The organism is Chryseobacterium sp. Mn2064, from assembly GCF_049319685.1.
GTDB lineage: Bacteria > Bacteroidota > Bacteroidia > Flavobacteriales > Weeksellaceae > Chryseobacterium.
Genome location: NZ_JBMOUE010000003.1, coordinates 504,358 through 530,067, shown reverse-complemented (window position 1 = coordinate 530,067; position 25,710 = coordinate 504,358). Strand labels below are relative to the sequence as shown.

29 protein-coding genes and 1 riboswitch are annotated in these 25,710 nt (G+C 35.7%); of the genes, 3 read left to right on the top strand and 26 right to left on the bottom strand.

Annotated elements, in window-relative coordinates; translation table 11 throughout:
• Window positions 1-38: 38 nt before the first annotated feature.
• The 4 genes from ACL9RH_RS14930 to lpxK form a co-directional block, all read right to left on the bottom strand.
• Window positions 39-491, bottom strand: coding sequence for a GNAT family N-acetyltransferase (locus tag ACL9RH_RS14930; protein ID WP_422694161.1), 453 nt, complete (start codon window positions 489-491; stop codon window positions 39-41).
• A gap of 20 nt (window positions 492-511) precedes the next feature.
• Window positions 512-1,027: a TlpA family protein disulfide reductase gene (locus ACL9RH_RS14925; RefSeq protein WP_422694160.1), complete on the bottom strand. Its 516-nt coding sequence runs from the start codon at window positions 1,025-1,027 to the stop codon at window positions 512-514.
• A gap of 100 nt (window positions 1,028-1,127) precedes the next feature.
• Entirely contained in the window at window positions 1,128-1,943 is an 816-nt protein-coding gene (locus tag ACL9RH_RS14920; protein ID WP_422694159.1) for a purine-nucleoside phosphorylase, read from the bottom strand.
• Entirely contained in the window at window positions 1,927-2,952 is a 1,026-nt protein-coding gene (lpxK, locus tag ACL9RH_RS14915; protein WP_422694158.1) for a tetraacyldisaccharide 4'-kinase, read from the bottom strand. Before lpxK ends, ACL9RH_RS14920 begins: the two co-directional genes overlap by 17 nt.
• Window positions 2,953-3,062: 110 nt before the next feature.
• On the opposite strand from lpxK, the gene truA reads away from it, so the two are divergent.
• Window positions 3,063-3,800, top strand: coding sequence for a tRNA pseudouridine(38-40) synthase TruA (gene truA, locus ACL9RH_RS14910; RefSeq protein ID WP_422694157.1), 738 nt, complete (start codon window positions 3,063-3,065; stop codon window positions 3,798-3,800).
• A gap of 455 nt (window positions 3,801-4,255) precedes the next feature.
• On the top strand, window positions 4,256-6,013 hold the full coding sequence (locus ACL9RH_RS14905; RefSeq protein WP_422694156.1) for an ABC transporter ATP-binding protein: 1,758 nt from the start codon (window positions 4,256-4,258) through the stop codon (window positions 6,011-6,013).
• Window positions 6,014-6,178: 165 nt separating this feature from the next.
• Here the strand turns inward: ACL9RH_RS14905 and ACL9RH_RS14900 are convergent, their stop codons facing one another.
• From ACL9RH_RS14900 to ACL9RH_RS14880, 5 genes are all read right to left on the bottom strand, one after another.
• Window positions 6,179-6,793: a class I SAM-dependent methyltransferase gene (locus ACL9RH_RS14900; protein WP_422694155.1), complete on the bottom strand. Its 615-nt coding sequence runs from the start codon at window positions 6,791-6,793 to the stop codon at window positions 6,179-6,181.
• The gene (locus ACL9RH_RS14895; protein WP_422694154.1) at window positions 6,793-7,383 is read right to left on the bottom strand and encodes a hypothetical protein; all 591 of its coding nucleotides are present in this window, start codon (window positions 7,381-7,383) and stop codon (window positions 6,793-6,795) included. The genes ACL9RH_RS14900 and ACL9RH_RS14895 overlap by 1 nt, the downstream gene beginning before the upstream one ends.
• The gene (locus tag ACL9RH_RS14890) at window positions 7,373-7,843 is read right to left on the bottom strand and encodes an RNA polymerase sigma factor (RefSeq protein ID WP_422694153.1); all 471 of its coding nucleotides are present in this window, start codon (window positions 7,841-7,843) and stop codon (window positions 7,373-7,375) included. Before ACL9RH_RS14890 ends, ACL9RH_RS14895 begins: the two co-directional genes overlap by 11 nt.
• Window positions 7,843-8,694: an alpha/beta fold hydrolase gene (locus tag ACL9RH_RS14885; protein ID WP_422694152.1), complete on the bottom strand. Its 852-nt coding sequence runs from the start codon at window positions 8,692-8,694 to the stop codon at window positions 7,843-7,845. The genes ACL9RH_RS14890 and ACL9RH_RS14885 overlap by 1 nt, the downstream gene beginning before the upstream one ends.
• Window positions 8,695-8,922: 228 nt before the next feature.
• Entirely contained in the window at window positions 8,923-9,597 is a 675-nt protein-coding gene (locus ACL9RH_RS14880) for a DUF4919 domain-containing protein (RefSeq protein ID WP_422694151.1), read from the bottom strand.
• Between the two features lie 227 nt (window positions 9,598-9,824).
• Between ACL9RH_RS14880 and ACL9RH_RS14875 the strand changes: the two genes are divergently transcribed.
• Window positions 9,825-10,040 carry a hypothetical protein gene (locus ACL9RH_RS14875; protein WP_422694150.1) on the top strand — a complete coding sequence of 72 codons (216 nt, stop codon included), beginning with the start codon at window positions 9,825-9,827 and terminating at the stop codon, window positions 10,038-10,040.
• A 54-nt stretch (window positions 10,041-10,094) separates the two neighbouring features.
• Here the strand turns inward: ACL9RH_RS14875 and ACL9RH_RS14870 are convergent, their stop codons facing one another.
• From ACL9RH_RS14870 to ACL9RH_RS14790, 17 genes are all read right to left on the bottom strand, one after another.
• Window positions 10,095-11,387: an MFS transporter gene (locus ACL9RH_RS14870; protein ID WP_422694149.1), complete on the bottom strand. Its 1,293-nt coding sequence runs from the start codon at window positions 11,385-11,387 to the stop codon at window positions 10,095-10,097.
• Window positions 11,388-11,497: 110 nt separating this feature from the next.
• Window positions 11,498-12,250, bottom strand: a complete 753-nt coding sequence (locus tag ACL9RH_RS14865; RefSeq protein ID WP_422694148.1) for a DUF3575 domain-containing protein — start codon at window positions 12,248-12,250, stop codon at window positions 11,498-11,500.
• Window positions 12,251-12,494: 244 nt separating this feature from the next.
• Window positions 12,495-13,493 (bottom strand): T9SS type A sorting domain-containing protein, encoded by a 999-nt coding sequence (locus ACL9RH_RS14860; RefSeq protein WP_422694147.1) that lies wholly within the window; start codon window positions 13,491-13,493, stop codon window positions 12,495-12,497.
• A gap of 136 nt (window positions 13,494-13,629) precedes the next feature.
• Window positions 13,630-14,277, bottom strand: coding sequence for a 3,4-dihydroxy-2-butanone-4-phosphate synthase (gene ribB / locus ACL9RH_RS14855; protein ID WP_422694146.1), 648 nt, complete (start codon window positions 14,275-14,277; stop codon window positions 13,630-13,632).
• Window positions 14,278-14,369: 92 nt separating this feature from the next.
• A riboswitch (FMN riboswitch) is annotated at window positions 14,370-14,495 on the bottom strand.
• Window positions 14,496-14,631: 136 nt separating this feature from the next.
• On the bottom strand, window positions 14,632-15,390 hold the full coding sequence (locus tag ACL9RH_RS14850; RefSeq protein ID WP_422694145.1) for an ATP-grasp domain-containing protein: 759 nt from the start codon (window positions 15,388-15,390) through the stop codon (window positions 14,632-14,634).
• Window positions 15,391-15,404: 14 nt separating this feature from the next.
• A complete protein-coding gene (locus tag ACL9RH_RS14845; protein WP_422694144.1) occupies window positions 15,405-16,160 on the bottom strand; it encodes a hypothetical protein in 756 nt (251 codons plus the stop codon).
• A gap of 36 nt (window positions 16,161-16,196) precedes the next feature.
• The gene (locus tag ACL9RH_RS14840; RefSeq protein WP_422694143.1) at window positions 16,197-17,441 is read right to left on the bottom strand and encodes a hypothetical protein; all 1,245 of its coding nucleotides are present in this window, start codon (window positions 17,439-17,441) and stop codon (window positions 16,197-16,199) included.
• Between the two features lie 541 nt (window positions 17,442-17,982).
• Window positions 17,983-18,990: a DUF2268 domain-containing putative Zn-dependent protease gene (locus tag ACL9RH_RS14835; protein ID WP_422694142.1), complete on the bottom strand. Its 1,008-nt coding sequence runs from the start codon at window positions 18,988-18,990 to the stop codon at window positions 17,983-17,985.
• Window positions 18,991-19,026: 36 nt separating this feature from the next.
• On the bottom strand, window positions 19,027-19,524 hold the full coding sequence (locus ACL9RH_RS14830) for a DinB family protein (RefSeq protein WP_422694141.1): 498 nt from the start codon (window positions 19,522-19,524) through the stop codon (window positions 19,027-19,029).
• Between the two features lie 30 nt (window positions 19,525-19,554).
• Window positions 19,555-19,938 carry a 5-carboxymethyl-2-hydroxymuconate Delta-isomerase gene (locus tag ACL9RH_RS14825; RefSeq protein ID WP_422694140.1) on the bottom strand — a complete coding sequence of 128 codons (384 nt, stop codon included), beginning with the start codon at window positions 19,936-19,938 and terminating at the stop codon, window positions 19,555-19,557.
• Window positions 19,939-20,067: 129 nt separating this feature from the next.
• A complete protein-coding gene (locus ACL9RH_RS14820; RefSeq protein ID WP_422694139.1) occupies window positions 20,068-21,678 on the bottom strand; it encodes a serine hydrolase in 1,611 nt (536 codons plus the stop codon).
• Window positions 21,679-21,743: 65 nt separating this feature from the next.
• Window positions 21,744-22,532 (bottom strand): hypothetical protein, encoded by a 789-nt coding sequence (locus ACL9RH_RS14815; RefSeq protein ID WP_422694138.1) that lies wholly within the window; start codon window positions 22,530-22,532, stop codon window positions 21,744-21,746.
• Window positions 22,533-22,553: 21 nt separating this feature from the next.
• Entirely contained in the window at window positions 22,554-22,928 is a 375-nt protein-coding gene (locus tag ACL9RH_RS14810; protein ID WP_422694136.1) for a VOC family protein, read from the bottom strand.
• Window positions 22,929-22,968: 40 nt separating this feature from the next.
• Window positions 22,969-23,508 (bottom strand): dihydrofolate reductase family protein, encoded by a 540-nt coding sequence (locus tag ACL9RH_RS14805; RefSeq protein WP_422694135.1) that lies wholly within the window; start codon window positions 23,506-23,508, stop codon window positions 22,969-22,971.
• 81 nt (window positions 23,509-23,589) lie between these two features.
• The gene (locus ACL9RH_RS14800) at window positions 23,590-24,318 is read right to left on the bottom strand and encodes a phosphodiester glycosidase family protein (protein ID WP_422694134.1); all 729 of its coding nucleotides are present in this window, start codon (window positions 24,316-24,318) and stop codon (window positions 23,590-23,592) included.
• 10 nt (window positions 24,319-24,328) lie between these two features.
• Window positions 24,329-24,973, bottom strand: a complete 645-nt coding sequence (locus tag ACL9RH_RS14795; RefSeq protein WP_422694133.1) for a hypothetical protein — start codon at window positions 24,971-24,973, stop codon at window positions 24,329-24,331.
• Window positions 24,974-25,049: 76 nt separating this feature from the next.
• Window positions 25,050-25,661 (bottom strand): DUF7079 family protein, encoded by a 612-nt coding sequence (locus ACL9RH_RS14790; protein ID WP_422694132.1) that lies wholly within the window; start codon window positions 25,659-25,661, stop codon window positions 25,050-25,052.
• Between the last annotated feature and the right edge of the window lie 49 nt (window positions 25,662-25,710).

Sequence of the window (25,710 nt, the reverse complement as noted above, 5' to 3'; positions counted from 1 at the left end):
AGATATGGATTCCTTTATTTACGATATATTTTTCGTTACTATTTCAGTCTCATGGTAAGAAGGAAAGGTTCAAAACCTGCTTTTTCATAAGCTTTTATAGCAGATTCATTCTGAGCATATACATCCAGTCTTACTTCTGAAACACCTTTGGTTTTGGACCAATGGAGGAGTTCATCAGTAATTATTCTGTTGATTCCTTTTCCTCGGTATTCGGGTTTTACATACATAAATCCCAGATAAGCATAATTTTTAAAATTATTATACTCCTTCTCTGACTTTTTTATCAACGCATATCCTGAGCCTACAATTTCATCATTTTCCTCTGCAACGATTAAAATAGCATCCGGAGAATCAATAAACTCATTCAGATCATAATAATGAATTTCTCCATCAATAAGGGTGCTGTTGAAAGGTCTTTCTGCCGAAACAATTCCCTGTTCAAATGCTAGAAGAACCTGTAGGTCTTCTTTTGTGGCTTCTCTCGTGATCATGGTGTAAATGGAATGGATAATTATTGTAAAAGCTTGTCTATCGTTTGCTGAATTTCCGGGTCGTCCGGAGCAATAGCATAGTATTTTGCGATACCGGATTTCTGATCAATAATCATATATCTCGGAATCCAGTTCAGGTCAATATAATTGTTGAAATCGTTTTTCCATCCTGAAGCAAACCAATAGTTCTCTTTGTCTTTCATATTGAATCTTACAAGGCTTTTATCAAAACCTTCTTTAGATCTTTCCAGGGAAAGGAATACAAAATCTATATTAGGATTGTTTTTTTCTAATATTTCAGCTTTTGGAAAGGCCTGAAGACAGTCTCTGCACCATCCGGCCCAAAAATCAATTAATAAAACTTTTCCTTTATGCTGATCAAGGATCTGTTGAATGGTAATCGCTTTTCCGTCTTCATCTTCAAGTTTCTGCTGTAAAGCTTCTTTGGAAAAACCGGTTTTAAGAACTGCAGGTACTTTTTGTGAATAACTGATTCCAAAAATACCGATCATAAACATTAATAACAACTTTCTCATTTCGTACAATTTCATTTATACAAAGCTAAACAATGAATTGGAATTGGAGAGTAGGAAAATTAATCCATTGAAAAATTCTATGAATTTTGGATCTTAAATTTTACTGATACTTTTTTATCAAGCCTTTTACAACAGTAATGACGTTAGGCATTGCTTTATTAGCTGCATCCAGAACTTCTTCGTGAGAAACAGCGAAAGCAATATCAGGACCACCAAGATCTGTAATCACAGACATGCAGAATACATCCATTCCCATATGTTTGGCAACAATGACTTCAGGAACGGTGCTCATGCCTACCATATCTCCACCAATGGCTTTGATCATTCCATACTCTGCAGGAGTTTCAAAGGTGGGACCCTGAAGGGCAACGTATACTCCCTGATGAATTTTAATATTATTTTCTGAAGCAACCTGTTCAGCAGTGCTGATCATTTTTTTATTGTAAGGTTCACTCATATCCACAAAACGTGGTCCGAGTTCGTCAATATTCTTTCCCCGAAGCGGGTGCTCAGGCATCATATTGATGTGATCTTTTAAGATAACGATATCTGCAACACTGTAAGCCTGGTTTACTCCGCCACAAGCGTTGGAGAGGATGAGGTTTTTAATTCCCAGCAGATGAAACACTCTTACAGGGAAAGTTACTGTTTCCATAGAATGTCCTTCATAATAATGAAAACGGCCACTCATCATCAGTACTTTTTTTCCTTCTAAAATTCCATAAATAAGCTTTCCGGTATGTCCGGCAACTGTTGTTTGTGGAAAATGGGGAATCTCTTCGTATTCTAAAACATGGATCGGTTCTACCTCATGCTGTAACTTACCCAGTCCTGATCCTAAAACGACTGCAAAATCAGGAGTTTCCTGAATGATATTTTTGATAAAATCAGCGGTCTCTTTAATTTTTTTTAACATAATCTAAGATGATTTGATTGAATTCTTCTTTCTTATCAATGACAACATTGATAGGCCAGTAGTAAACAATTTCTCTAAGATAGTCAAAAGTTTTCAGACGTACGTAATCTTTCTCTGTGGTTAATATCAGCTTATATTCTCCTAATTTTTTGTACTCGGCAACGATTTTTTTAATATCATCATCCGTGAAATTATGATGATCTCTGAACTTTAAATGTTTTACCCTTTTCGAGAATTTCGCCAGATGTTCCAGAAGCGGTTTCGGATTAGCAATTCCTGTAATGAGAAGAATATCATAATAGTTCAGGTTGTTATCAGGAAGGATCTTATCTTTTCCGTATACATTTTCGTCGTAGCCAATAGAGGAGAAGAATACTTTCTGCCCGTATGAAGGTCTTATTCTTGAAATATAATATCTTTTGGTTTCTTCCGTCAGTTCATCAGGACATTTGCTGACCATAATAATATCAGCTCTTTTATAACCTGCTCTCGATTCTCTCAGATCTCCGGCAGGAAGAATATAGTCTTTGAAAAACGGATCGTTGAAGTCGGTCATCAGAATATTGAAACCTGCTTTTATCGCTCTGTGCTGAAAGGCATCATCCAATACCAAAACTCCCAGGTCCATATCATCAATTACTTTTTTGGCTCCGGGAACACGTTCTTCGGAAACGGCAATGACAAAACGGTTTTTGAAACGTTCAAAAAGCTGCATCGCTTCATCACCTACTATTTTGTAGTTGCTGTCGTAATTGGTGACTTCATACCCTTTGGTGAGTCTTCCATATCCACGGGATAAAACCCCCGTTCTGTAATGTTTGGATAAAAACTGAGCGAGATACATCACCATAGGCGATTTTCCGCTGCCGCCCACAGAAAGGTTTCCGACATTGATTATCGGTGTTTTGAATTTTGTCGACTTAAAAATTCCCAGATCATACATCGTGTTCCGGATACCCGTTACCAAATGATAACCGAGGGAAAAAGGATAAAGGTACCATCTTTTCATACGATTGCAAAAATAGGAATTTTCAGAAGCATTTGGAACAACATTCTCAAAGACTTTTCAATAAATATTTCGTTAAATTACAGTATTTTTGTGGAGTTATTACTATACAATTGAGATACTTTATTGAATTTTCTTACAACGGGAAGAATTATTTCGGCTATCAGATACAGCCGGATGCCATTTCTGTACAAGAAGAGCTGGAAAAAGCACTTTCCACCATCTTACGGGAAGACATTAAAACAACAGGAGCAGGAAGAACCGATACAGGAGTTCACGCCAAAAAAATATTCGCTCACTTTGATACAGAACAGGAATTGACTCCTGAACTTCCCCGAAGGCTGAACAGTTTTTTGCCACCCGATATTTCTATTGAAAGAATCTTCCAGGTGAAGGATGATTTTCATGCCCGTTTTGATGCCACTTACAGAACGTACGAATATTATATTTCATTAACGAAGAATCCGTTTACCCAGGAATCTGCCTGGCAGCACTGGAAAAGACCGCTGGATATTGAAAAAATGAACGAAGCTTGTAAGATTCTCTTCGAATATGAGGATTTTACCAGCTTTGCCAAACTCAAAACCGATAACAAAACCAATATCTGCAAAATGTATAAAGCAGAATGGGAACAGAACGGAACGGAATTGAAGTTCACTGTTTCCGCCAACCGTTTTCTCAGAAATATGGTCCGCGCCATTGTAGGGACAATGGTGGAAATAGGGACAGGAAAACTGAAGCCGGAAGATCTTCGTAAAGTGATTGAAGATAAAAACCGAAATGCAGCCGGAACCTCGGCACCGGGACACGGACTGTATCTTGTGGATGTAGGATACGAATTTGAATTCTGAGAAATAACAGCCCTTAATTTTAGAAGCAGTAAAAAAGTCCTGTGGTTACAAACAGGCTTAAAACAAATCACCGGAGAACTCCGGAGGTTTCCCGCAACTTGCAGGAGACTTCCGGAGTCCTCCGGAAGTCACAAACAACCTTGTTTTAAACCAACGGAGTCCTCCGGAAGTTTGTTTCACTATTGTTTTAAACCTCCGGAGATGTTGTGTAGGTCTTAAACAGAGTTGTTTTGATTAATGATAAAATTGTTGGGTAGGAAAATCCTGCTTAATGCGTCTCATCATCTCTTAACGGGCCGGAATACAGCATCTAAGCAGTGGAAAGATATTCATTCTGTAAATGACAGGTATCTGAAATTTTCTATAACGATTTGTAAAAGTTGTAAAGGCAGTCCGGTTATAAAGTCTTATTTTTGCATAGAATTTTATTTTAATTCTTTTCTTCGATTCGTACAATGAAAAAACAAGATACCTGGGGAATTATAAAAAGACTGTTCTTTATCGGAATGAAATTCCGTTCTTGGTTCATTCTTACTCTGATAATTTCCGTAATACTTTCTATTGTTTCTACTTACAGGCCTTATCTGACGATGCAGGTGGTAGATAATGATATTACCAAACTTCAGGATAAAGCTTTAATGATGAAGCATATTTATATCCTGGTAGGGTTGGTGTTTGCAGAAACTGTTTTAAACTTTTTTCTGGTTTATTTTTCAAACTTTATTTCGCAGAACGTTATCCGAGACATCAGAGAAAGGCTGTATGCGAAACTTATTTATTTTAAAACCTCCTTTTTTGATAAAACACCTATCGGACAGCTGGTAACCCGTGCGGTGGGAGATGTAGAAACCATTGCTACGGTTTATACAGATGGATTTTTGATGGTTTTCGGAGATATTCTGAGAATTCTCTTCGTATTGATCATGATGTTCAGTACGAATGTTCATTTAAGTTACATCACATTGGCGATTCTTCCTTTGATGGTGGTGATCACAAGATTTTTCCAGAAAAGACTTAAAAAAGCATTTGGAGACGAAAGAACCTGGACCGCCAATCAAAACTCTTTTGTACAGGAAAGGCTGGCAGGGATGCCTATCATACAGGTGTTTAACAGACAAGAAGCGGAATTCAAGAAATTTGACGATATCAATATTACCCTGAAAGGAGCTTTGCTGAGAACGGTTTTTATCTTCTCACTCTTCTTTCCGGTGGTAGAACTTATTTCTTCTCTGTTTATTGGTTTTATTCTTTTCTATGGAGGATATATTACCATCAGTGCAGGAGTTGTCATTGCTTTTATACAGTATATTTCGATGCTGATTCGTCCTTTGAGACAGATTGCAGACCGTTTCAATAATATCCAGAGGGGTATTGTAGGAGCTGAAAGAGTACTGGGAATAATGGATGAAGATAATTCTATGTCGAATACGGGAACAGTGAAAAAAGATCACTTTGCCGGTAAAATCGAATTCGAAAAAGTACATTTTGCATACGATGAAAAGCAGGAAGTTTTAAAAGGAATTGACTTTAAAGTAAATCCTGGAGAAACTGTTGCGATTGTAGGTGCAACAGGAGCCGGAAAGTCTACGATCATCAGTTTGATTACCCGACTTTATGAAATCAATTCAGGAAATATTCTTATCGATGATGTGAATTTGAAAGATTATGAATTGTATAATCTGAGAAGTCATATTGGGGTGGTTTTGCAGGATGTTTTTCTTTTCCACGGAAGCATTTTCGAGAACCTTGCTTTTGGAGATGAAAGTATTACTTTGGAAAAAATTAGAGCAGGGGCCAGAGAAATTGAAGTAGATGATTTTATTGAGCAGCTTCCGGGAGGGTATGATTATATTGTAAGCGAAAGAGGATCTTCCATTTCTTTAGGCCAGAGGCAGCTGTTGTCTTTCCTGAGAGCGTATCTTTCTGATCCTAAAATTTTAATTCTGGATGAAGCCACATCTTCTATCGACCATGAGAGTGAAAAGCTGATTCAGAAAGCTACAGAAAAAATTACCAAAAACAGAACTTCCATCATCATTGCCCACCGACTTTCAACCATTGAGAAAGCAGATAAAATTATTGTCATGGAGCATGGTAAAATTGTGGAAGAGGGCAAGCACTTAGATCTTCTTGATCAGGATGGCTATTATGCAACTCTTTACAAAGCCCAGCTTCGTCATGAAGTGGAGATGGAGGAGGAAAAAGAATCTTAGTTTGTAAGAGGGGAATTCCCAAAAAATAGTGTAAAATATAAAATGGCTTAGAGAATAACAGTTGATACTTTTCTCTAAGCCATTCTTTTTTTTCAGTAATTACCTGATAAGATTTTGTAGACACTTTTTGGTGTGTTAATGATTTGCTGCTTTTATCATGTTTTTCTATTTCTTTCTAAAACGGCAGAATACAAAGTTCTGAATGGTTTCAAAAGGGGTGGTGTGATCTTCGGTAATACATTGTACTTTTTCAAAGCTTTTTTCAAAGGTTTCGGATAATGAGGTTTCATCATATTGCTGAATATCCAATCCGCTGCATTTTGTAGGTCCGTTTTTGGAAAAGGTTCCGAGGATCATGAAATGATTTACATTCTTTGTCGCAATATCAATATATTTTGAAATCTGCTCTGGTGTTGTAAGGAAATGAAAAGCGGCTCTGTCGTGCCAGATATCATAGGTTTCCATAGGTTCGAAAGCGGTAATATCGGTGGCTATCCATTTTACTTTACCGGCTAAGGTTCCAAGTCTTTGTTGTGCTTTTTCCAATGCTTTGGCAGAAATATCAAGTACGGTAATATTTTCATATCCTTCTTCGAGAAGAAAATCAACAAGATTGCTGTCTCCGCAACCGATATCGATAATTTTTGCCTCTTTCCCAAGTCCGCATGCGTGGATGAAATCGAGTGATGTTTGAGGCTTTTTCTGCGTCCAGCTTACCTGATCAGGATTTTTGGTTTCATATACATTTTCCCAATGGTTTTTGTGATCTGAAGAGCTCATTATTCTTTTAATTGATTATTTATTTCTTCAAATTTACTTATTAATGCATCAAGTTTACTTTCCTGTTTTTTTATTGTTTTGGGTCTCAGATAAAACCAGTTGAAGGCGATCCATAATAAAGTGATTCCATAAGCCAAGCAAGCTGAAAAAAGGGTCATAAGCGAAGTATATTCATATAAATAAAGACATATTCCCAGAGACAACATGATGAAATAAAGATTCATCATCGTAGTTTGCATCAATTTCTGCTTGTTTTTTACCATATATAAACTTTGTAGATACTCTTGGTTGGATTGTGTGCTGTCTATTTTATAAAATGTCATGAACAATCTGTTATAGGCAGTCAGGAAAATAATCATGGCCAGAATAACCAGAACAATTCCCAGTTTGGTACTGATCATCTGAGGCTGATAGTAATACCATATGAAAGCAATAAACAGGGAAGTGGCTATCAATGAAAGGTTGGAACAGATCAGCTTACGCAGATTTTCATTTCTGAATTTTTTAAGTTTTCCGAGGAGCTCTTCCAAGTTGGGTTTGTTGGAAGTCTGCTGTTTCCAGATATTTTTGAAGTCGATATTAGAATCCATTTTCTTTAAACTTTTGCGTTAATTTTTCTTTTATTCTGTGAATCTTTACCCGTATATTCGATTCTGAGAGGCCTACAATGTGAGCTATTTCAGCCTGTTTTACTTCTTCCAGTTCCAATGAAATAATAATTCTGTCGGTTTCAGGAAGTTCAGAAATAAACTGATAAAGCATTTGAATTTGAGGTTCCAAAGATTCCTGTTTCTTTTCTTCCAGATTCATGGGAAGATCTGTTTTGGCGAATTTCTTTTCTCTTTCAATTTGGCGGAGACAATGGTTGGAAGCGATTCTGAAAATCCATGTTCCCACGCTGGATTCGTTTCTGAACTTTGGAAGCTGCTGCCAAACAATGATAAAGGTTTCCTGCGCCAGATCCTGTGCCAGTTCCGAATTATTCACATATCCCATACACAAACGGAATATTTTCTGCCAGTAGAGTTCATATATCTCTTCGAAAGCCATTATTTCGCAGATAAAAAGTTAGTAAGCTGGTTGAAATACCAATCTTTATCGTCGTACATGATGAAGTGTAATCCTTTTGAAGCGTACTGCATATTGGGGTTCTTTAAGTTTTTGTATTGAGCTTCAATAGCAGGCTTCATATTAGCAAAAAAAGATTCCAGCAGAATAAGAGATGGACATTGTATATTTTTTATTTTGTCTCGGAGATCTGTATTGGAAAAATCACAGTATATTTTAGCAAATGTATTTCGGTCAGATTTCATGCTCCATCCGATTACCGTTTCCTGCATAGAAGTATCTCCAAGAAGGCTTGGGATAGCGTGCGTCTGCATTTGGCGGAACTGTTCATCGGTCATTGCTGTCAGTTTATTAATCATAGGAGTACAGTCATTATTTTCTTTGGCCTTAAAATTAGCATCAGAAAGGGCTGCGAGGCAAGGTAAAGTATCTACAATAATGATTTTTGCTACAAGGTCAGGATAATCTGCGGCAATAGCCAACGCCAGTCCTCCGCCCATGCTGTGTCCTATCACTACAGGTTTTTCAATTTTATTGTTTTTGATGTAAGCGGCGATTTCGTTTTCCCAGTTTGTGAAGCTGGGATTGGCTTCAGGTTTTACCCCGGCAAATCCTGCCATCGTTAAGGTATAACAGGTGAAATTTTTTTCAAACTTTGCAGCGGTTTCGTTCCATACCTCTCCGGAAGAAGCAAATCCCGGGATGAAAATTAAAGACTGTTTACCTTTTCCGGTTTTCTTTACTTCAAAAGGATAGGTTTTTGTCTGCCCGAATATATTACATACTGCTAAAAAGAATAACATGATGATAAGAAGGAATGTTAATTTTTTCATGATTTCTAAAGTTTTAAGGTTTATTTGTCTTTTAGAGACGAACCTCTTTAAAATGTTACAACTCATTTTACTTTTTTTGAAAAAAAAATTTCCTTCTCTGGAATCTCTGTGTTTAGGATATTATTACATCGGTATTATTTGAATAGGGTGTTTCAGAATTACGGTAGCTGTCAGAATATATTATAGAGAGTAAGATATTGGATTATAATTTTTGTGCAAAAAAGCAGATCAGTCTACTATTTTCCCATAAAATTTACTGACATTAAAGTACAGGCCTGGAACTGTATATTTGTCTTTTTCAAACTTCTGATAATCACATTGTCCCTTATAGCTTTGAGATATGGGTTCCATCTGAAATCTGTTCATCATGACATATTCATCGGTCACTGAAATGACATGAAACCCGGTTTCACACGTTAAGCCATCTCCCGAAGAAAGGATGGCTTCCAATAATCCACGAAAGTTTTCAGCAATTTTTTTAGCTGTGGTCTCATCATTTGTGAGGTGATACATATAAGCAAGGTAATTCATGGCACGAATGTCGAGCGGATTTTCTTCGAGTGCTTCTTTAAACAGCTGAATTCCTTTTGGCAAATCTTTTTCCGTGATTCCTTCTCCACGGTAATATTTGGTCATTTCCTCTGCTTTCTTACTTATTTTGTAAGGACTATAGCTTTTTTGAAATATATAACCGAAGTAAAGATGTCGATATTCATCGTTTGTAAGAATAGTATCATTTTGTTGTAATCTTTTTAAAAGCTTCGGATAATAGAATTCTGAGTTTTTATCCTGAATATTTTTTTCAATTAAAGAATAATCAGGAGCCTTGAATTTTAGTTTCTGGGCCTGTAGGAAAGTGAATCCAATGAAGAAGAATAAAGAGAAAAATACTTTGATAGTCATGTTTTTTATGAGGTTATTACAATTGATCGTTCAGGTAAAAATACGGAATATGTACCAATGGAATAAAATATTCTGATTATTTGTAAAAAATATAGTAAAATATTGATAAACTGTTATGTTGTGTCAATAAATTTAGTAACTTTATTCGGAATTTGAGAGGCAACCCCTAAAATAGACAGGGGGCTCAATGGTAAAAACAGTTTTTTAATTAAAATCCAAAAATATTAATGAGTAGCAGTATCCAAGATGAATTTAAAGTCTTTAAAGACGAATTGAGAAAGTTGAATATCGAAGTACAGAAGGTCGTAAAAGTAGGAAATGGCAGTATGGATTTCCACGAGGTTTTCTACAAATCGCCAAGGTATGAGGAGGTAAAAAGTGTGTATGTCCAACGTCATAATCTGGACACTATCATAGAAAAATTTAAGCAAGCTTATCACTAAAAATAGAACGTGCGCCGAAGAGAATCTTCGGCGCACGGTTTTTATGATTTTATATTAATCTTTATCCAGTGTAGAGGAGTTCTTGGTATCTTTCATTCCGATATACACAATCAGGGAGAAAAGGATGCATCCTGTGATATACCAGTAGAAATATTCCTCTGAGCCTATTTTTTTGAACCAAAGCGCAATATATTCGGCTGTTCCTCCAAAGATCGCTACCGTAATGGCATAGGGAAGTCCCACTCCGAGAGCTCTTATTTCAGAAGGGAAAAGTTCTGCTTTTACTACAGCGTTGATGGAAGTATAACCGCTTACAATAATCAGAGCGGCCATAATCAGGAGAAAAGCACTCAACATTGAAGTTGTGGTGCTTAATGCAGTAAGAAGAGGAACAGTACATAAAGTTCCCAGAATTCCAAAACCTAAAAGAAGAGGTCTTCTTCCAATTCTATCTGACAAGGCTCCAAATACAGGCTGCAAGCAGGCAAATATGAATAAAGAGATAAACGATATCAAGGTAGATTCTTCTTTAGTAAGCTTTACGGTATTGACTAAAAATTTCTGCATGTAGGTGGTATAGGTGTAGAATGCCAAGGTTCCTCCTAGCGTTAATCCTACAACAGTAAGCAGTGCTTTTGGATGCTTAAGGAGTTCTTTTACGGTTCCTTTTTTCTTTTCACTGATCACTTTTTTATTTTCGAAAGCTTCCGTCTCGTGAAGATTAGCCCGCAGATATAATGCGATGATCGAAAGCATAGCACCAATCACAAATGGAATTCTCCAGCCCCATTCTTCCAGCTGATGTTCTGTTAATAATAATTTTTGCAAAATAAGCTGGATTCCTAAAGCGATAAGCTGTCCTCCAATTAACGTTACATATTGAAAACTTGAATAAAATCCTCTTCGGTCTTGTGTTGCCATTTCGCTGAGGTAGGTTGCGGAAACTCCATATTCTCCTCCAACGCTTAATCCCTGAAGCAATCTTGCAAGTAAAAGCAATGCCGGAGCTAGAATTCCAATGGTTTTGTAAGTGGGAGTAAGAGCAATAAGAAGAGAACCGAACGACATTAATAGTACAGAAAGCGTCATGGCTCTTTTTCTTCCGATTTTATCTGCAATACTTCCAAACATCCATCCGCCAATTGGTCTCATCAGAAAACCTACAGCAAATATACCGGCGGTGTTCATCAGTTGTGCATTGAGGTCTGAATCAGGAAAGAATGAATGAGAAAAATAAATGGCAAAAGCAGCATAGGCATACCAGTCGTACCATTCCACAAGATTTCCGATGGAACCACCTATGATGGCTTTAATTCTTTGTGCCGTTGTGATGGAAGTAGAGTTCATATCATTATTTTTTCAGAAAAGTTTTTTAATAAACGAAGCCAAGATACAAAAATCGGAAAAAGAATAAACCGTTCTTAAAAAGAACGGTTTAAGTATGTGGGTGTAAAATTTTAGAACCTATATCCTAGAGAAAGTCCGCTTCTGAAGCCTGCCCACGGGCCGTCCACTTTTATTCTGGCTCCATTGGCATTTGTTTCTACGGTGTATTTCACAAACGGAATATCCAAGTTTTCGATCTCTTTTTTGAGTTGTGCCTGCATATCGGGAGTGAGAACATAATCGGAAGTCATGCTGAAATCTCCTTTTCCACCACCATAGTGAGCACCGGCAATCCAGAAATCAAGAACGAGATTTTGACTTCTTGTCAGGAAAAACTGTACCCCGACCATGAGTCCTCCACTATTTCCTTTGGCGCTTCCGCCTCCTTTTAAAGGAATCTGATAGGTATTTCCATCGGGACCATTATAATCGTAATAGAAATCAAATGTATTGGATGAAAGATCTGAGTATCGGTAATAGGGTGCGAAATAAAATCCTTTTCCATATCCCTTTCCTATATAGAACCTGGGTTCAACGGTAAAATTGGTCGCTTTCACCCTAAGATTCTGAAATCTTTTTTCATCTTCGTCTTTCAAAAAAGCATTGATGAAAGGAACTTTTCCTTCCGGCATTGTTCCAAAACCAATATTTAATGAAAACCACTGAGTAAATGCTCTTTCATAGGAAAGGTTGATGTTTCTGAAAGCATAAGCGGTAACATTCGTTTTAACAATATTCATCTTTTCCGACGAATTATTTTCAATTTCCTGTGCGCTGACCGCGGAAAACAGAAAATAGGGAAGTAATAGGGCTGCTTTTTTCATGATGTTAATATTTTGTGGTAAAAAAGTACCAGCAAAAAACGGGCTGAATTTAACATAATGAATTAAATTAACAGAAAAATAAATTCACTTTTATGATGTATCCGGGTGATGGTACTGTTGACTTTTTTACTAAAAGAGCCTGGAAATACAGGAAATATTAAATAGTCAAAAGGGCTAAGCAGCTATAAGTATTGAGTTTTAATAAAAAATCCCTGCTCATTGTTACGGGCAGGGATTTTATTTTTTATTTCTTGATGAATTTTATATTTTGACTGTCTTCTGCTTTTTTTCCACTGATTTCAATGAAATAAGATGCAGGAGGAAGATCCGAAATCTGTATGTTTCCTGATTTTATATCAGATGTCTTAACCAGTTTTCCATCCAAACTGTAAATATTTGCTTTGGAATAAGAATCTGTATTTCCTTTAAATCCAATAAAATCCTGTGCCGGATTTGGGTAAATGGATAGGTTTTCTTTTTTGGATACTTTATCAACTGCTAAGAAAGCTGCCGATAAAGCTGCTGCGCTTGAGGTAGACTGGTTGATACTTAACAAAGGAACGCTGATATTGGCACTTGTAGAACTTAATAGGGCATATCTGTGAGAAGCATCATAATAGGCATATGCTGTATTGGTAGCCGTTCCTATTGCGTTGGAATAGGTGATATCAAAAGATGCATATAAATTGAATGTCTGCGTATATTTTACCCTAAGAACATTGTTGTAAACCTGGCTTCCTATAAGAAGTGTCCCATATCCGTCAGCCTGCGTTGCCATTGTTCCGCTGAAAAGACCATTCGCAACAGAAGACGAAAAAGTTCCTTTTGCAGTATCGGTTTGAGCGGGTCCATATGTTGTAGGATAGTTCATGTAAGTTCCGTTATCTACATTAAAGTTTAAAGTAGCCTGAGGATTTACAATTCCTGTAATTTCAAGTTTTGTAGCTGATGTTTTATAATAAATTGTTGTAGTTCCATCTACCATTTTAAGATTGGATCCCGGAAATGTTGTGATTTCTGTAGAAATGGGAGTGGAGTAAGTAACTTGTGATGCTGTTCCCAATGTTAAAGCTGTGTTATTAAATGTAACATTTGCTCCAGATACTGTATTATCTACAATACCGATAACCAGATTGTTGTTAACAATATCTCCTATAATAGGATCATTCGATGCTTTGGTAAGCGTAATCTGAGCTGAAAACATCATTGAAGTTCCCAACAAAAAGAGTATAGATTTTTTCATGGCCAATTTTTTATTAAAGTTAAATAAAAACTTGATTATATTTTTTTATTTAAGCAGTTTTTTCATCAAATATTTATAATGAAGCCGGCGGCTGATGAAATCAGCCGCCGGCTCTGTGCGTCAAATAGATAGAGGTTTAGTTGCTCATGATCATTTTGCGATAAGCGTAGATATCTTCAATGGTCACTACACTCATTCCTTTTTTAATAGCGAAGTCTACAATTTCCGGAAGTCTTGCCATGGAACCGTCTTCATTGGTCAGTTCGCAAAGTACAGCATCGTCCCCTAGGTTGGCCATTTTTACAAGGTCTACACTGCCCTCTGTATGACCGCGTCTTGCAAAAACACCTTCTTTTCTGGCTATCAAAGGGAAAACGTGCCCCGGACTTGCAATATGTGCGGCTTGTGCGTTTGCTGCAATAGCTGTTCTGATGGTTGTTACTCTGTCTTTTGCAGAAACACCAGATTCTACGCCTTCTTTTGCTTCTATAGAAATGGTAAATGCAGTTTGATTTTTCGAATTATTGGTTTCGACCATTGGACGTAGGTTGAGGTGTTTACTTTTTTCCTCAGAAATGCATAAACAGACAATACCGCTGCATTCACGAATTAAAAGTGCCATGTCCTGTTCTGTAATAGTGGAAGCGGGAAAGATGATGTCTCCTTCGTTTTCACGATTTTCATCATCTACTAAAAGAATACCTTTTCCCTGTTGTAATGTTGAAAGTGCTTTTTCTACACGTTCTTTGGAGGTCGCTCCAAATTGTTCTAATAATTTTTCCATGTTATTTTACTTTTAAAAGTTAAAATAGTCTTCGGTACATGGAAATGAAATACGACACAACAAGAACCCATAAGGACTCTTATTGATCATCTCATTTTCTTCTCCCATCCAGACTTTAACTGTCGGTTCCGGAATTTCACCAGATCAGTCCTTTCCGGAGAAAGGAGTCGCGGACTGTAACCGCCGGTAGGGAATTGCACCCCGCCCCGAAGAAAACTTATACTAAGTTTTACTGTATGTTTTAATTTAAATTGTTATTTCATTGAATCATATTTAACGCACAGATTGCTAATTTCGGGAAGTTTTTTGAATTGAAGAAGATATTTTTCCTATTTATAATGCCAGTGATAATATTTAGGTTTCATAGGGAAATAATTGATTGAGAATTTCTGCCCATCTTGTGAGTAATAAATCGGTGTATATTCCTTTATCCAGTCCATAAGATCCTAAAGCATAACCATCATTCCATTCTACCAATGCGGTTTCGCCTGTGGATAATATTCCAAAATCAATTCCATATCCCTGAGTTTTCTCATCGGAATTTTCTAAATCATGGATTGCCTTTTCAACAACATTCATATTCAGTGAGTAATGCTCTTCTCCACTGTATTTTTTTATTCCTACAATTTTTGAATTGTTGACGAAAACCCTGTATTCCGATTTCCAATCGACAATAGGAGCAATATAAAGTTCTGTATTTTTAGGAAATTCCATCAGACGATATGCGTCAAGTGATGATGCTATGGTAAATCCGGTAAAAAGTTTGGTTCTTGAGCGTGGCTTTACAAAAATAGGTGGAAAATCTTCATTAAGGGTTAAAGCAAGTTCACGTATAGTGTTTTCCCGAATGTTCCTGTGAAGATATTTCTGTAAGCTTTTTGGATAGCAATTTGAAGGAACTTCTATTTTATATTTTTTGAAAATAGAGGAAAAGACGAAGTGATTTCCCACAATCAAAGTATTATTGTCAACACTTATCTGATTGCGGGTAATTTTTTTATCTGTAAAAAGTTCAAACGGAATATTTCTGCTTTCCAGAATATCTATCACATCCTGATGTTCCGGTTCTAGTTTCCTATTACCATATTCGTGGATATATGCTTTTGAGATCATAAATAGTAGTTTTCCTATTCGTTTTCCTTTAAATAAGTAACGATCTTTTTCTCTACCAGATCATGTAGTGAATTACTGATTTTAATCATTTTAGGAGGATTGTTTTCGTGAGCGAGAACGTATACATTTTGGTTTTCAGTATTGTATAATACATGATCCCCATCTCCATGCAACCAGAATTCTCCCATGAAGAGATAGTTCTTATTTTGTATTGTTTCAGTGCTTAATTCTGCAAAATCTATTGCTATTCCTTCCATTTGTAGTTTTGAAATGCTTTGATAGAAAATGATGATTTCATCGGAGAATGTTATAGAAAGGTCTTGTTCTTTTTTCTTAATGGTTTCTCCTTCTACGCCTTTTTCAATATGGTCTGAATTGCTGTAAGATCGGGTTAACTGTTTGAAAAACTTAGGATAAACCGTTTTCAGATACCCGAATTTTTCTTCCACAGTTTTCTGAAGTTCCTTTTCTTTTTGTTTTTCCTGTCTGCAAAACTCTTCAAATTCTTGTTCCCAACCTTTTTTGTAAAGATCAGATAAATAGGTCTCTACTTTTTTGGATTGAAGCCATTCAAAAGCTCCCAACTGACCAATGTATAAGTTTCTGATATCACTAAGACTTTCCTTAGGTTTTACGGCAAGAAAAGCTCTTCTTCCACATAATTTTTCTATATCATCAGTATAATCATTAAACCAACTCAGCCATTCTGGACCCGTTAGCTTTCCTTCTGATAGGTTTGTAAACTGTTTAATGATTTCTTCCTGAGTCATATTTCGCTACCTATTATTGATATTGTATAGTCTATGCTACCATTTCCAGATTTGGGCTTCATTTTTCCAGATCACCAATCTGAATTCTTCATAATGGTTTCCGTTTCCTATAGTATGAGTATCTCTGTGTCCTTTTCCAAGTGTTAGTTTGTGTAAAAAGCCTGAACAAGCTGCTACCCAAAGCGTTTTTTCATCATCAGAAATTGCCATTCCGCTGATGGTAGAACCTAGAAAGTGTCTCCAGAGCGTGTTTCCATTTTTGTCAAAAGCTTTGATGTAGCCATAAGCATCTCCCAGAATATAATAATCCTTAGCAGCCACTCCTGTATACACTCTCATTTCTTCATTAATGTAAGTGAAATCATCAGATTCTGTATAAGCTTCAATATCTGCTCCTGCATACTGATCTGATAAAATACCAATAGTAACACCATTGTAGAAATGGCAGGAATTGGTGATCAGCTGGCTGTCGTCTTTGGCAAATAGACAGAAATGTGGATAAGAAGATTGTGGCCCAATAGAACCTATAGTATTTCCTTCATGATCCAATATTCTATGATCGTAACATTGGTCTCCAACTACGATATAAGAATTGTCGTTGGACAACGTTGCGTTTTCCATGTCAATTTGTGAACTCCAGTCTTCCTCGTTGTCTTCGTTGAGGGGATGGATGAGCTTTTGGTCCTTGTTTGAAAGAAGAAAAATTCCATTTGAAGAAACAATCACAACTTTGCTTCCATCATTGAATGGCAGAAGTTGCGTAATGGTAAAATCAGGGTTTTCGTCAAGTTTGATTTCGTTAATGATATCGCCGTTCCATCCTTTATATAAAGTTACTTTTTGAGAATCTGCTACCGCAAATATGTTGCCTTGTTTAGATTTTCCAATAGCTCGAATCTCTTCGTCAAGTTTGGTAATCTTGTTACCATCAAGAAGGTAAGCATATCTTTTTTCGTAAGATGTTCCGGTAAGAAAAACAATTTTTTGATCATCAATAAAGTGAAGATGCTCAATGCTTTGAGATTTGCTTTCCATTAATGGAATCATCGGAGTGTGAGCCGGAGGAAAATACATTCTGAAAGTTTCTGTATCTTCATTTTTATTGGCGGTTTTAAGAAGCTCAAAAACTTCTTTTGCCAATTTTTCTCTTTTGTCTTCGGGTTCTTTACCTTTCCAGTTTTCCCAACCATTTTTTTCACCGAATTCAACCATTTCATTAACGTCTTTTGCGTAACGTTCTCCTTCCGTGAACCATTCTTTTTGGATATTAGTGTCGTACATTGATGTATTTTTTTGTAATACCGTTTATATTTTGTGCGGATTAAGTTACGAAAAGGAAAAGACAAATCCTGAATTGCAACGGTATTTAAAAGAATAAACACTGTATTCTACAGTATCTATCATTATTTTAATTTTTTGCCTGTATGTTGAAAACAATAATACTATATGAATTTCCGGAAGTAGCTTTTATTTCACATTTGAAATAAATCAGATTCTTTAAAAACTTCTGTATGAGAACGGTTCCGGTTGGAATCGTTTTATGGTTGATGAAATTATATTTACCATACCGATTGTTACTGAATTATCAAAAGATAGATATGGCTTCTATCAGGGCTTTAAAACAAGTGTGGATAAGTTATCCACATAACTTATCCACAATGTTTTTTGGTCTTGTTGAAAAAGTAATTTTTATTATAATTTTCTAGAATATATAATATTAGAAGGATTTTAAAGGAGTCTTGTAAAACTTATTCATACTTTATCCACAAGGAAAAAGCATAGATTAAAAAGTTATCCACATTTTGTATTTCTTTGTGGAAAACTACAGACTTTCTATATAATGTTCATAACCACTTTTCTCCAAAACTTCTTTTGCTGTTAAATGGTAAACATCTTTCCAGGAATGAGGTCCGTTTTTTTCTACATATTTTTCAATAATTCTGAATCCCAACCAGTAGTTCATCGATTTAGGGGCATCGGGAAATAATTTCAGCTGGTCGTTTCTCAACAGGGGATTGTTGCCTGAGGTATCAGAAAAATAGGGTTTCAGCTTAGTGAAAATTTCTTTTTCATTTTTAATATACCATTTCCAGTTGTGTGGAGTCATATTTTCAACCGCTTCAGATTTCTCTATTTTCCGGTCGAAAAAGAGGTATGTGAAATAGCAGGCAAAACCTTCATCAATAGTCTGGCTAAGGGCAGAATCTCTGTTGACATCATTCTTTCTGAAATGCTCGTAAACCATATGGTTCAGTTCATGAGGAAGTCCTTTTTCCAAAGCATAAAGAATATTCACATGATCATTATTAAGCTCCAAAGCAAATTGTTCATTATTGCATCCGCCAAAAGAAATTCCCGTTAACGGAGTGAAAATTAAACTGATTTTAGCTTTAGGCTGATAAGGAACCAGTTTGCTGAATTTAGTAAGGTTTTCCTTAAAGACTTTTTTAATATTGATCCCCAAAAGAATATTGGCTTTATCTTCCCATTGCTTTCTGTTGCTTTCATATAAAGATTTATTCCATTTCATCATTCCTCCGGGATTGTTAAAAAGTTTCCCGTTCTCATCTCCAAAAATAACTCCGTAGCAGCTGTCCCAAAGCTTTTTATGAGGGAGATATACATTTTGAACTATTCTGGCAGAATCGTATCGGCTATTCTGATGAGCAAGAAGTTGGTGCTTGAACAGATTGTGGATAACAATATTTTCAATCTTTATGCTATCAGAAATTTGCTCCAGTTTTTTATAATCAAAATTTTTATCACCATTATATTGAGCCGAACAGAAAAAAATAAGAAATAGCGATAGGAACGAAAGAATTTTCTTCATATACAGTGGAATGTTTTTTTATTGGAAAGGCAAGGGTTACTCTTTATAGATGTTCCAGAAATTAAAATCGGTCATAGGAGCATCTGTAATTCCCGCATTTCTCCCCATAGTTACAATTTGGCCACGGTGATAGGTACCGTGAAGAATGATATGCTGGATATATTCATATTTTGAAAAGTCACACTGAAACCATTGCGTCTCTATTTTAATATTTTTCATCAGATCTTCTTCGGATAACGTTTCTACGTAATCAGCCAATTTTTGGGAGTTATTTTTTATAGCATTGAAAACTCCTTCTTTGTCGGTAATTGATGAGGTTTTTTCAAAATCAAAATCATTACTTTCAGAAATGTAACTCCACCAGAACTCCTGGGTTTGCCAGATGTGGTGTAAAGTCTTTAAAATAGTAGGAAAACTTGAAATGACTTCCTGATTAAGCTGTTCGTCGGACTTTGTGGCCAGCCAGTCTATATATTTATGAACTACCCAGTTATTGTACTGAACGCTTTTTGTGGCTAATGCTTTTAGACTCATATTATCAATATTTTGTTGGTTTCAAGGTTATTATAATCCAAAATGACGACTTTTCTCCGTATTCTCCGGACTAATAAGTGCTTTGTTGCTATAAGTGGCACTCTCAAATTCAGTAATCGTAACAGACAGAAAAGAAATGTTGGGAAGAAGTTCTGCCAATCGGATGTTGATCTGCTTGGATAAATCTGCTTTTTGTTCTGTACTGCGCCCTTCCATAATATAGCCAAACACATGCAGGAAATTTTTCTTGCCATCTCCCAACCTGAAATATTGATAAGGATGAATTCTGACTTTGATGTCATTGCTGGCAAACAGACCTGAGGAAACAGCTGTTTCATATACCGCATTCATGATCTCATCAGGTGTTTTTTGCTGAAGAATATCCTGTGAACAGTCTATAACAAAGTGTGGCATAAATTATTTTGTCAAAAGATTTGGATAGGATAAAAATAACGAAAAATTTGATTCCTATTTAAAATAAAAAACTACCCTGATAATAGGGTAGTTTGAGAAATCTGTTCTTTGTTAGTATGAATGTTAGTTTTATAGAACAGATTTTTTGATGATATAGGTAGGGTTCATTGTATCAGAAAGGTCTAAGGAAATATCATAGGACCCATTTTCTTCTATTTTAAAGTTATAAGCATCACGGGCGATAGTTTTTCCATCATTATTCAGTCCTAAATTGTTGCCCCAGTCGTTATCAAACCTGAATTTAAAGCCTCCTTTTTTCAGTGGGTAATTTTTCAGAAAATACAGATTCGGATTTTGAGAGTCTTTTTGCAAAGGAATATCTTTTCCGTCCCAGCCGGCTGATGTAGCATCTCCAATCATTCCCCACTGAAAACTTTTGTTACTTCTTGTACCTGTTTTTACCGATCCGTCGCGAAAATGAATAGCAATGGAATCCGTTTGCTTGTCGGAACCAGGTTTAAAAGTAAAAGTGAAATTCTCATCCAGTTGGTATAATGTTTTGTTAATAGGAATTAAGCTGCAGGCCCCATAATTTCTTTCCCGGAAGATAACTTGACCATCAATGACGGAAATAAAGAAATCTGTATTCTCGTTGGAATAAGTTCCTGCGAGTCTTTCTAAATTTTTAGGATCAGTTTTTCCAATTGCCGGGATACGGTAAGGTTTATTGTAGAGAATTTTTTCAATGGCAGGCGTAAGAAAATCGGTATGTGATAATTCTGAATTTGAAATAATAATAAGACAGATATCATCATCCAGAACTCTGTAATATCTGCTTCTATATCCTGGTCCACCCCCATCATGACCCACTCTTTTTTTATCATAAAGTGTTGAGACCTGAAAACCCAATCCATATTGATCATTAAGATAAGGAGTGAATGCTTTTTCAGTGGTTTCTTTTTTGAGAATCTTATAATTCTTTAAAGCTTCATTAAATTTAAACAGGTCTTCAACGGTAGAATACATGGCTCCCGCCGAAAAAGGATGATCCGTGTTGAAACAGAATGCTTCACGAGAAAAATGATCAGACAAAAATTCATACCCTAAAGCTTTATTGGCATCGGTAACATGATTAAAATCAAAGCCGGTATGAGTCATTTGTAATGGCTGCAGGATATAATTTTCTATTGCTTTGTCATAGCTTAATCCCGTGACTTTTTTAATAATATACCCAAGAATATAATATCCGGAATTGGAATAATTCCATTTTTTGCCAGGAGAAAAATCCAATGGTTTGGCAGAGATATACTTTATGAAGGTATCTTCATCAACCGTATTTTCTGAATCTTCATCGCTGGGAATTCCTGAAGTATGGGAAAGTACATGAGCTAAGGTAATGCTATCTCCTTTGGGAAATTTGGGATAGTATTTGGAAAGTTTATCATTTAAAGATAATTTCCCCTGCTCTTCCAGCTGAAGAATAACAGCCGCTGTAAACATTTTTGTTGTGGAATAAATTCGGTAAAGGCTATTGTTGGTATTTTTTTCTCGTTTGGGAGCATTTCTGTAGCCATAGCTTTTTTCGAAAATAATTTTTCCTTTCTCGGCAACCAAAACAGACCCACTGAATAAACCCGCCTTATCATAGGTCGTAAACAGTTGGTCCAGTTGTTTTGTTTTTTGTGAAAAAAAAGGATTAATAGCCAATAACAAAAACAGGCAGGTTAAAAAGAGTCTCATGTATTTTTTTAGATAAGACAGCTAAAACCGGCATTGTGTTACATGTTTTATGAATAAATTTCGTTCTATAATTTTTCAAAATACTTACCATTAAACTGGTAACGTACTCTTCTGGTTGTAATTTTAGAATTGTCAAGAACAAGAGGAATGCTTATGATCTGCTTTTTAGGATCATATCTAAGATTTAGATTTTTATAATCCTCGTAAGTAATGGGATTGTTCTGATTAACAGTTGCTGAAAAGTCAAGCTCGCAGGTGAGTTCATTTTGGAGGCCCGTTGGAGTTTTAATCAGCTTGGCGTCACTTTTTAATTGACCGTTTTCTATGGTGAAAAATTTTACAGTATAGTAGAGAAGAGCATTGCTATATACAGCATGGTTCTGGGTAAGATAATATCTTTTACCCTCCGATACTACATCATTAACCTTATAATACAGGCTTTCTGAATCATCTTCCATATTGGTGTCCGATATTTCTGCTTTAACTTTTTTGCCGGCTTCATATTGAAATACGTATCTGTAAAAATGCATGGTTCCTCCAGTAAGAGTATCCCAGGAATAGATCCTGAATTTTCCATCTTCTGAAGTGCTGATCTTTACCCCTTCTCTTTTTAATGTTTTAAAATCATGATTCAGGGTTTGGGGATTGGAACCGTATTGATGTAGCATCTTTTCGAAATTTTTATTGGCTGCATACAGAGAATCATAAGCATTTTTATGATCATTAATAGCATCATACCAATATTGAATTCTGTGAAAAGAGTGATTCAGTTTTTTTTCAATGGCAGCTATATCCTGGGCAGATACAATGCCGACAAAGAAAAGGAAGAACAGGATTCCAAATATTTTTTTCATGGTTGTAAAAGGGATTAGTTTTTATTTTCTGCTTTTTAACTGAAATACATTTCCTTCAGGATCTGTGCCGTCACAGAGCCAGAAAGGATAATGATCAAATGTTCTCATTTCCCTTACCTGAACTTTTTTTGCCATCAGTTCTTTCCTCGCTGTTTCTATGTCCGTATCAATTTCAAAAACGATCTTGGTATTGTTATCGAAAGTATGAGCGGGATCTATCTGTTGAAGGTATTCATATCCAATTTTGTGAAGCCCGATATTGGCGGATCCTGCATTAAGCAAAACCCAAATATGATCTTCCTCAATCACTTTCAGGTTAAAGTTTTCAACATAAAAGTTTTTAAGCAATTCCGTATTTTTCACGTATAAAATAAGGGTGTCAAGCTTTGCATTCATGGGGTGAAATTGTTTAGAACGGTTTGAATCTTAGTTTTTTTTAAGCTTCATAAATAAGCTGAACAACACCCGATTTAAAAACATTGGTTTTGATCAGTTTTAAATTTAATCTGTCTTTTAAATCTTCAAAAAGAGGTTTTCCCTTTCCTAAAGCAATAGGATGAACTGAAATTCTGTACACATCAATCAGGTTGAGCTGTATAAATGTTTTTATAAGGCTTGCACCGCCATACAGCCAAATGTCTTTTCCTCCCTGGTTTTTAATTTCCGAAACCTTTTCAGCAATATCATTATTAATAAAAGTCGCCTTTTCATCTTCTCTGTTTTGATGCGAAAACACAAATTTACTTTTCGAATGAACTTCCTGCCAAAGTTTTTGCTCTTCCGGGGCTGCGCTGTCTTCCGGGTGATAATTTCCCCACGCGTCATAGCTTACTCTTCCATAGAAGATGGTATCAATATTGGAAATAAAGCCATCGAAATCCATGTCATCATCCATGATGCACCAATCTGTTTCTCCATTGGGTCCTTCAATAAATCCGTCTAAGGTGGTTGCCAGGTCTAATATTACTTTTTTCATGAATGCTTTGATTGTTTTTTGATAAAGAATTTTTGGTTCTTAAAGTTATGAATATTTCAAATGTAATCGAAACAATACTCTCTATTTCTCAGTTTTTGAAACACCTATAATCACTCCAAAATTTCCATCGGTCTGAATCCAGTTTTTTTCCGGAAGATAAGCTCGGGAAACATAACCATCAAGATATAGAGCGTCTTTACACCCTAATTCTTTAAATAGTCGTGCAAAATTATAAAAGTTCACCTCTTTTTTCGACATGACAAAAACAACTTCTCCATTCTCTAAAATACCGACTCCGTTTCTGATATTCAGATTTTTAGAATCTTTGTTGAATATTGGATTGATGGTTCCGTTCATGAGTAACATGGGCCCGGATTGAGTAGCATATTGAATGTCATTATTTTGCCGATAGTTTTGAGTTACTGTTATTCCTGCTTTATGATTTCTAGCGAGATAAAATATTCCGTTAGGAGGAAGATAAAAATTTCCGGAACCTTGCCGAGCAGTATCAATTGGTTTGAGAATTTTAAAATTTTCAATATAAAGTCCTTTTGGAGAACTATCTGGTTCAAACATTCCTCCGTTCATCGCAAACAGTAGCTTTTCGTTTCTGGTTTCAATCTCTTTTTTTAAATGACCAATGCTTCCCAGAATAGTATGATTTGTATTTTTCCAGTAGAATTTTATATTTTCTTTTTGAGGATCAGTCTTAAAAATGACAAAATCATCTTCATAGGTTATCTTCTCTTTACAACATGTACAGAAGAGTAGAAGGAAAGGTAGGAAAATATTCAGTATTGTTTTGATCATAGATTTATGATTATCGATGAGTTCTTCTTTTCCAGATTATGATGAGTGTAATAAGAAAAAGAATGATGACTAAAGAGAATGTATAGATAATTATTTTGTATCGGTCATTCTGCTGCCTGAGAAAACCTATTTCCTGGGTAAGTTCGTGAACTTTTTTGTCTGGTTGGTCTATCTCTTCTATAATATCGTTGGTCAACTTTTGGTTATTTTCAATAGCTTTCTTTTTATACGCCGTACTTAAGGTTTCGAGTTCTTTCAATTCTTGTGGAGAAAGTTGGTCTAATCTTTTTTGGACAAAGCATTGACTGGAATGGAGAAAGTCAGAATCCTGTTTGTCATAAGCAAAAATGAGATATTTCCCTTTTTCTGTAAAAAAAACATCACACGAATTGATTGGAGAAGCTGCTAAAGTAGCTGTCTGAGTATAAAATCCATTATAGCCTCCTGACTTATAGATGTTATTAATCTTTACTTTACTAAGAACACTTTGAGCGGTTTTAAATCCTGATGGTACCTCAATGATATCATAAACTTCACCAATGAAAACAAAATCAGCATTGGTAAAAGAAGACTGTAAAGAGGGTGTTTCACTACATTTGCAAGCCCATGTTTTTACAAAAGCCAATACGAAAAATAATAAAATTCTGAATTTCATAGAAGGATAATGTGTTTTTTGTTTAGAATTAATGAAGTTCAATGTTATAAGTAAAATATTGAGGGATGTTTTTACATCAGTCAGTTTGTTTTGTCAGTAAGGCTACTTTCATTACTCTTTTATAAAAGCTTTCAAATTCGTTTTTTTTGTATTTTGGACGCATTGCTCTGAGTACATCTGAAGCATCAAAAGCAACCCATTCCCAAAGCATGGTATCAAAATTATACTGAAGCATTTGAGATTCTACTTCGGCTCTAAGGAGACTGACTTGATGAACTGATAAACCGTATTCACCTAGATTTTTCATCAAATTTTGATCGGTTTCCCACGTATATTCATTATCTAAAAACGGTTCAAGCAGCCATTCCCAAATGGGAGGTCTTTTAATGGTCTTTATATTATTTTGTATGGCAAAATCTTCAATTTCTTTTTTTTGACTTTTGGGTAAAAAGATCAGTTCATTTTGAATTCGGAATGTAGGAGGATAAGAAGAAAAATCGATATCATCAATTTCCTCAGGTTTAAAAATGCTTTTTTGATAAGCAATAGAAGGTTTAAACGGATAATTTTCTATGATCAAAGAGTTATGAGAAATAGAGAATTGCCCCAAAGGTATAAGGAGCTCTTGCGGATCAGATTTTCTGGTTCGTGTGCTATTTGACTGATTAAATATTTTGAAAAATTTCATTCTCCGTTTTAGATATCTTTTATAACTAAATGTACAAATAAAACCGTTC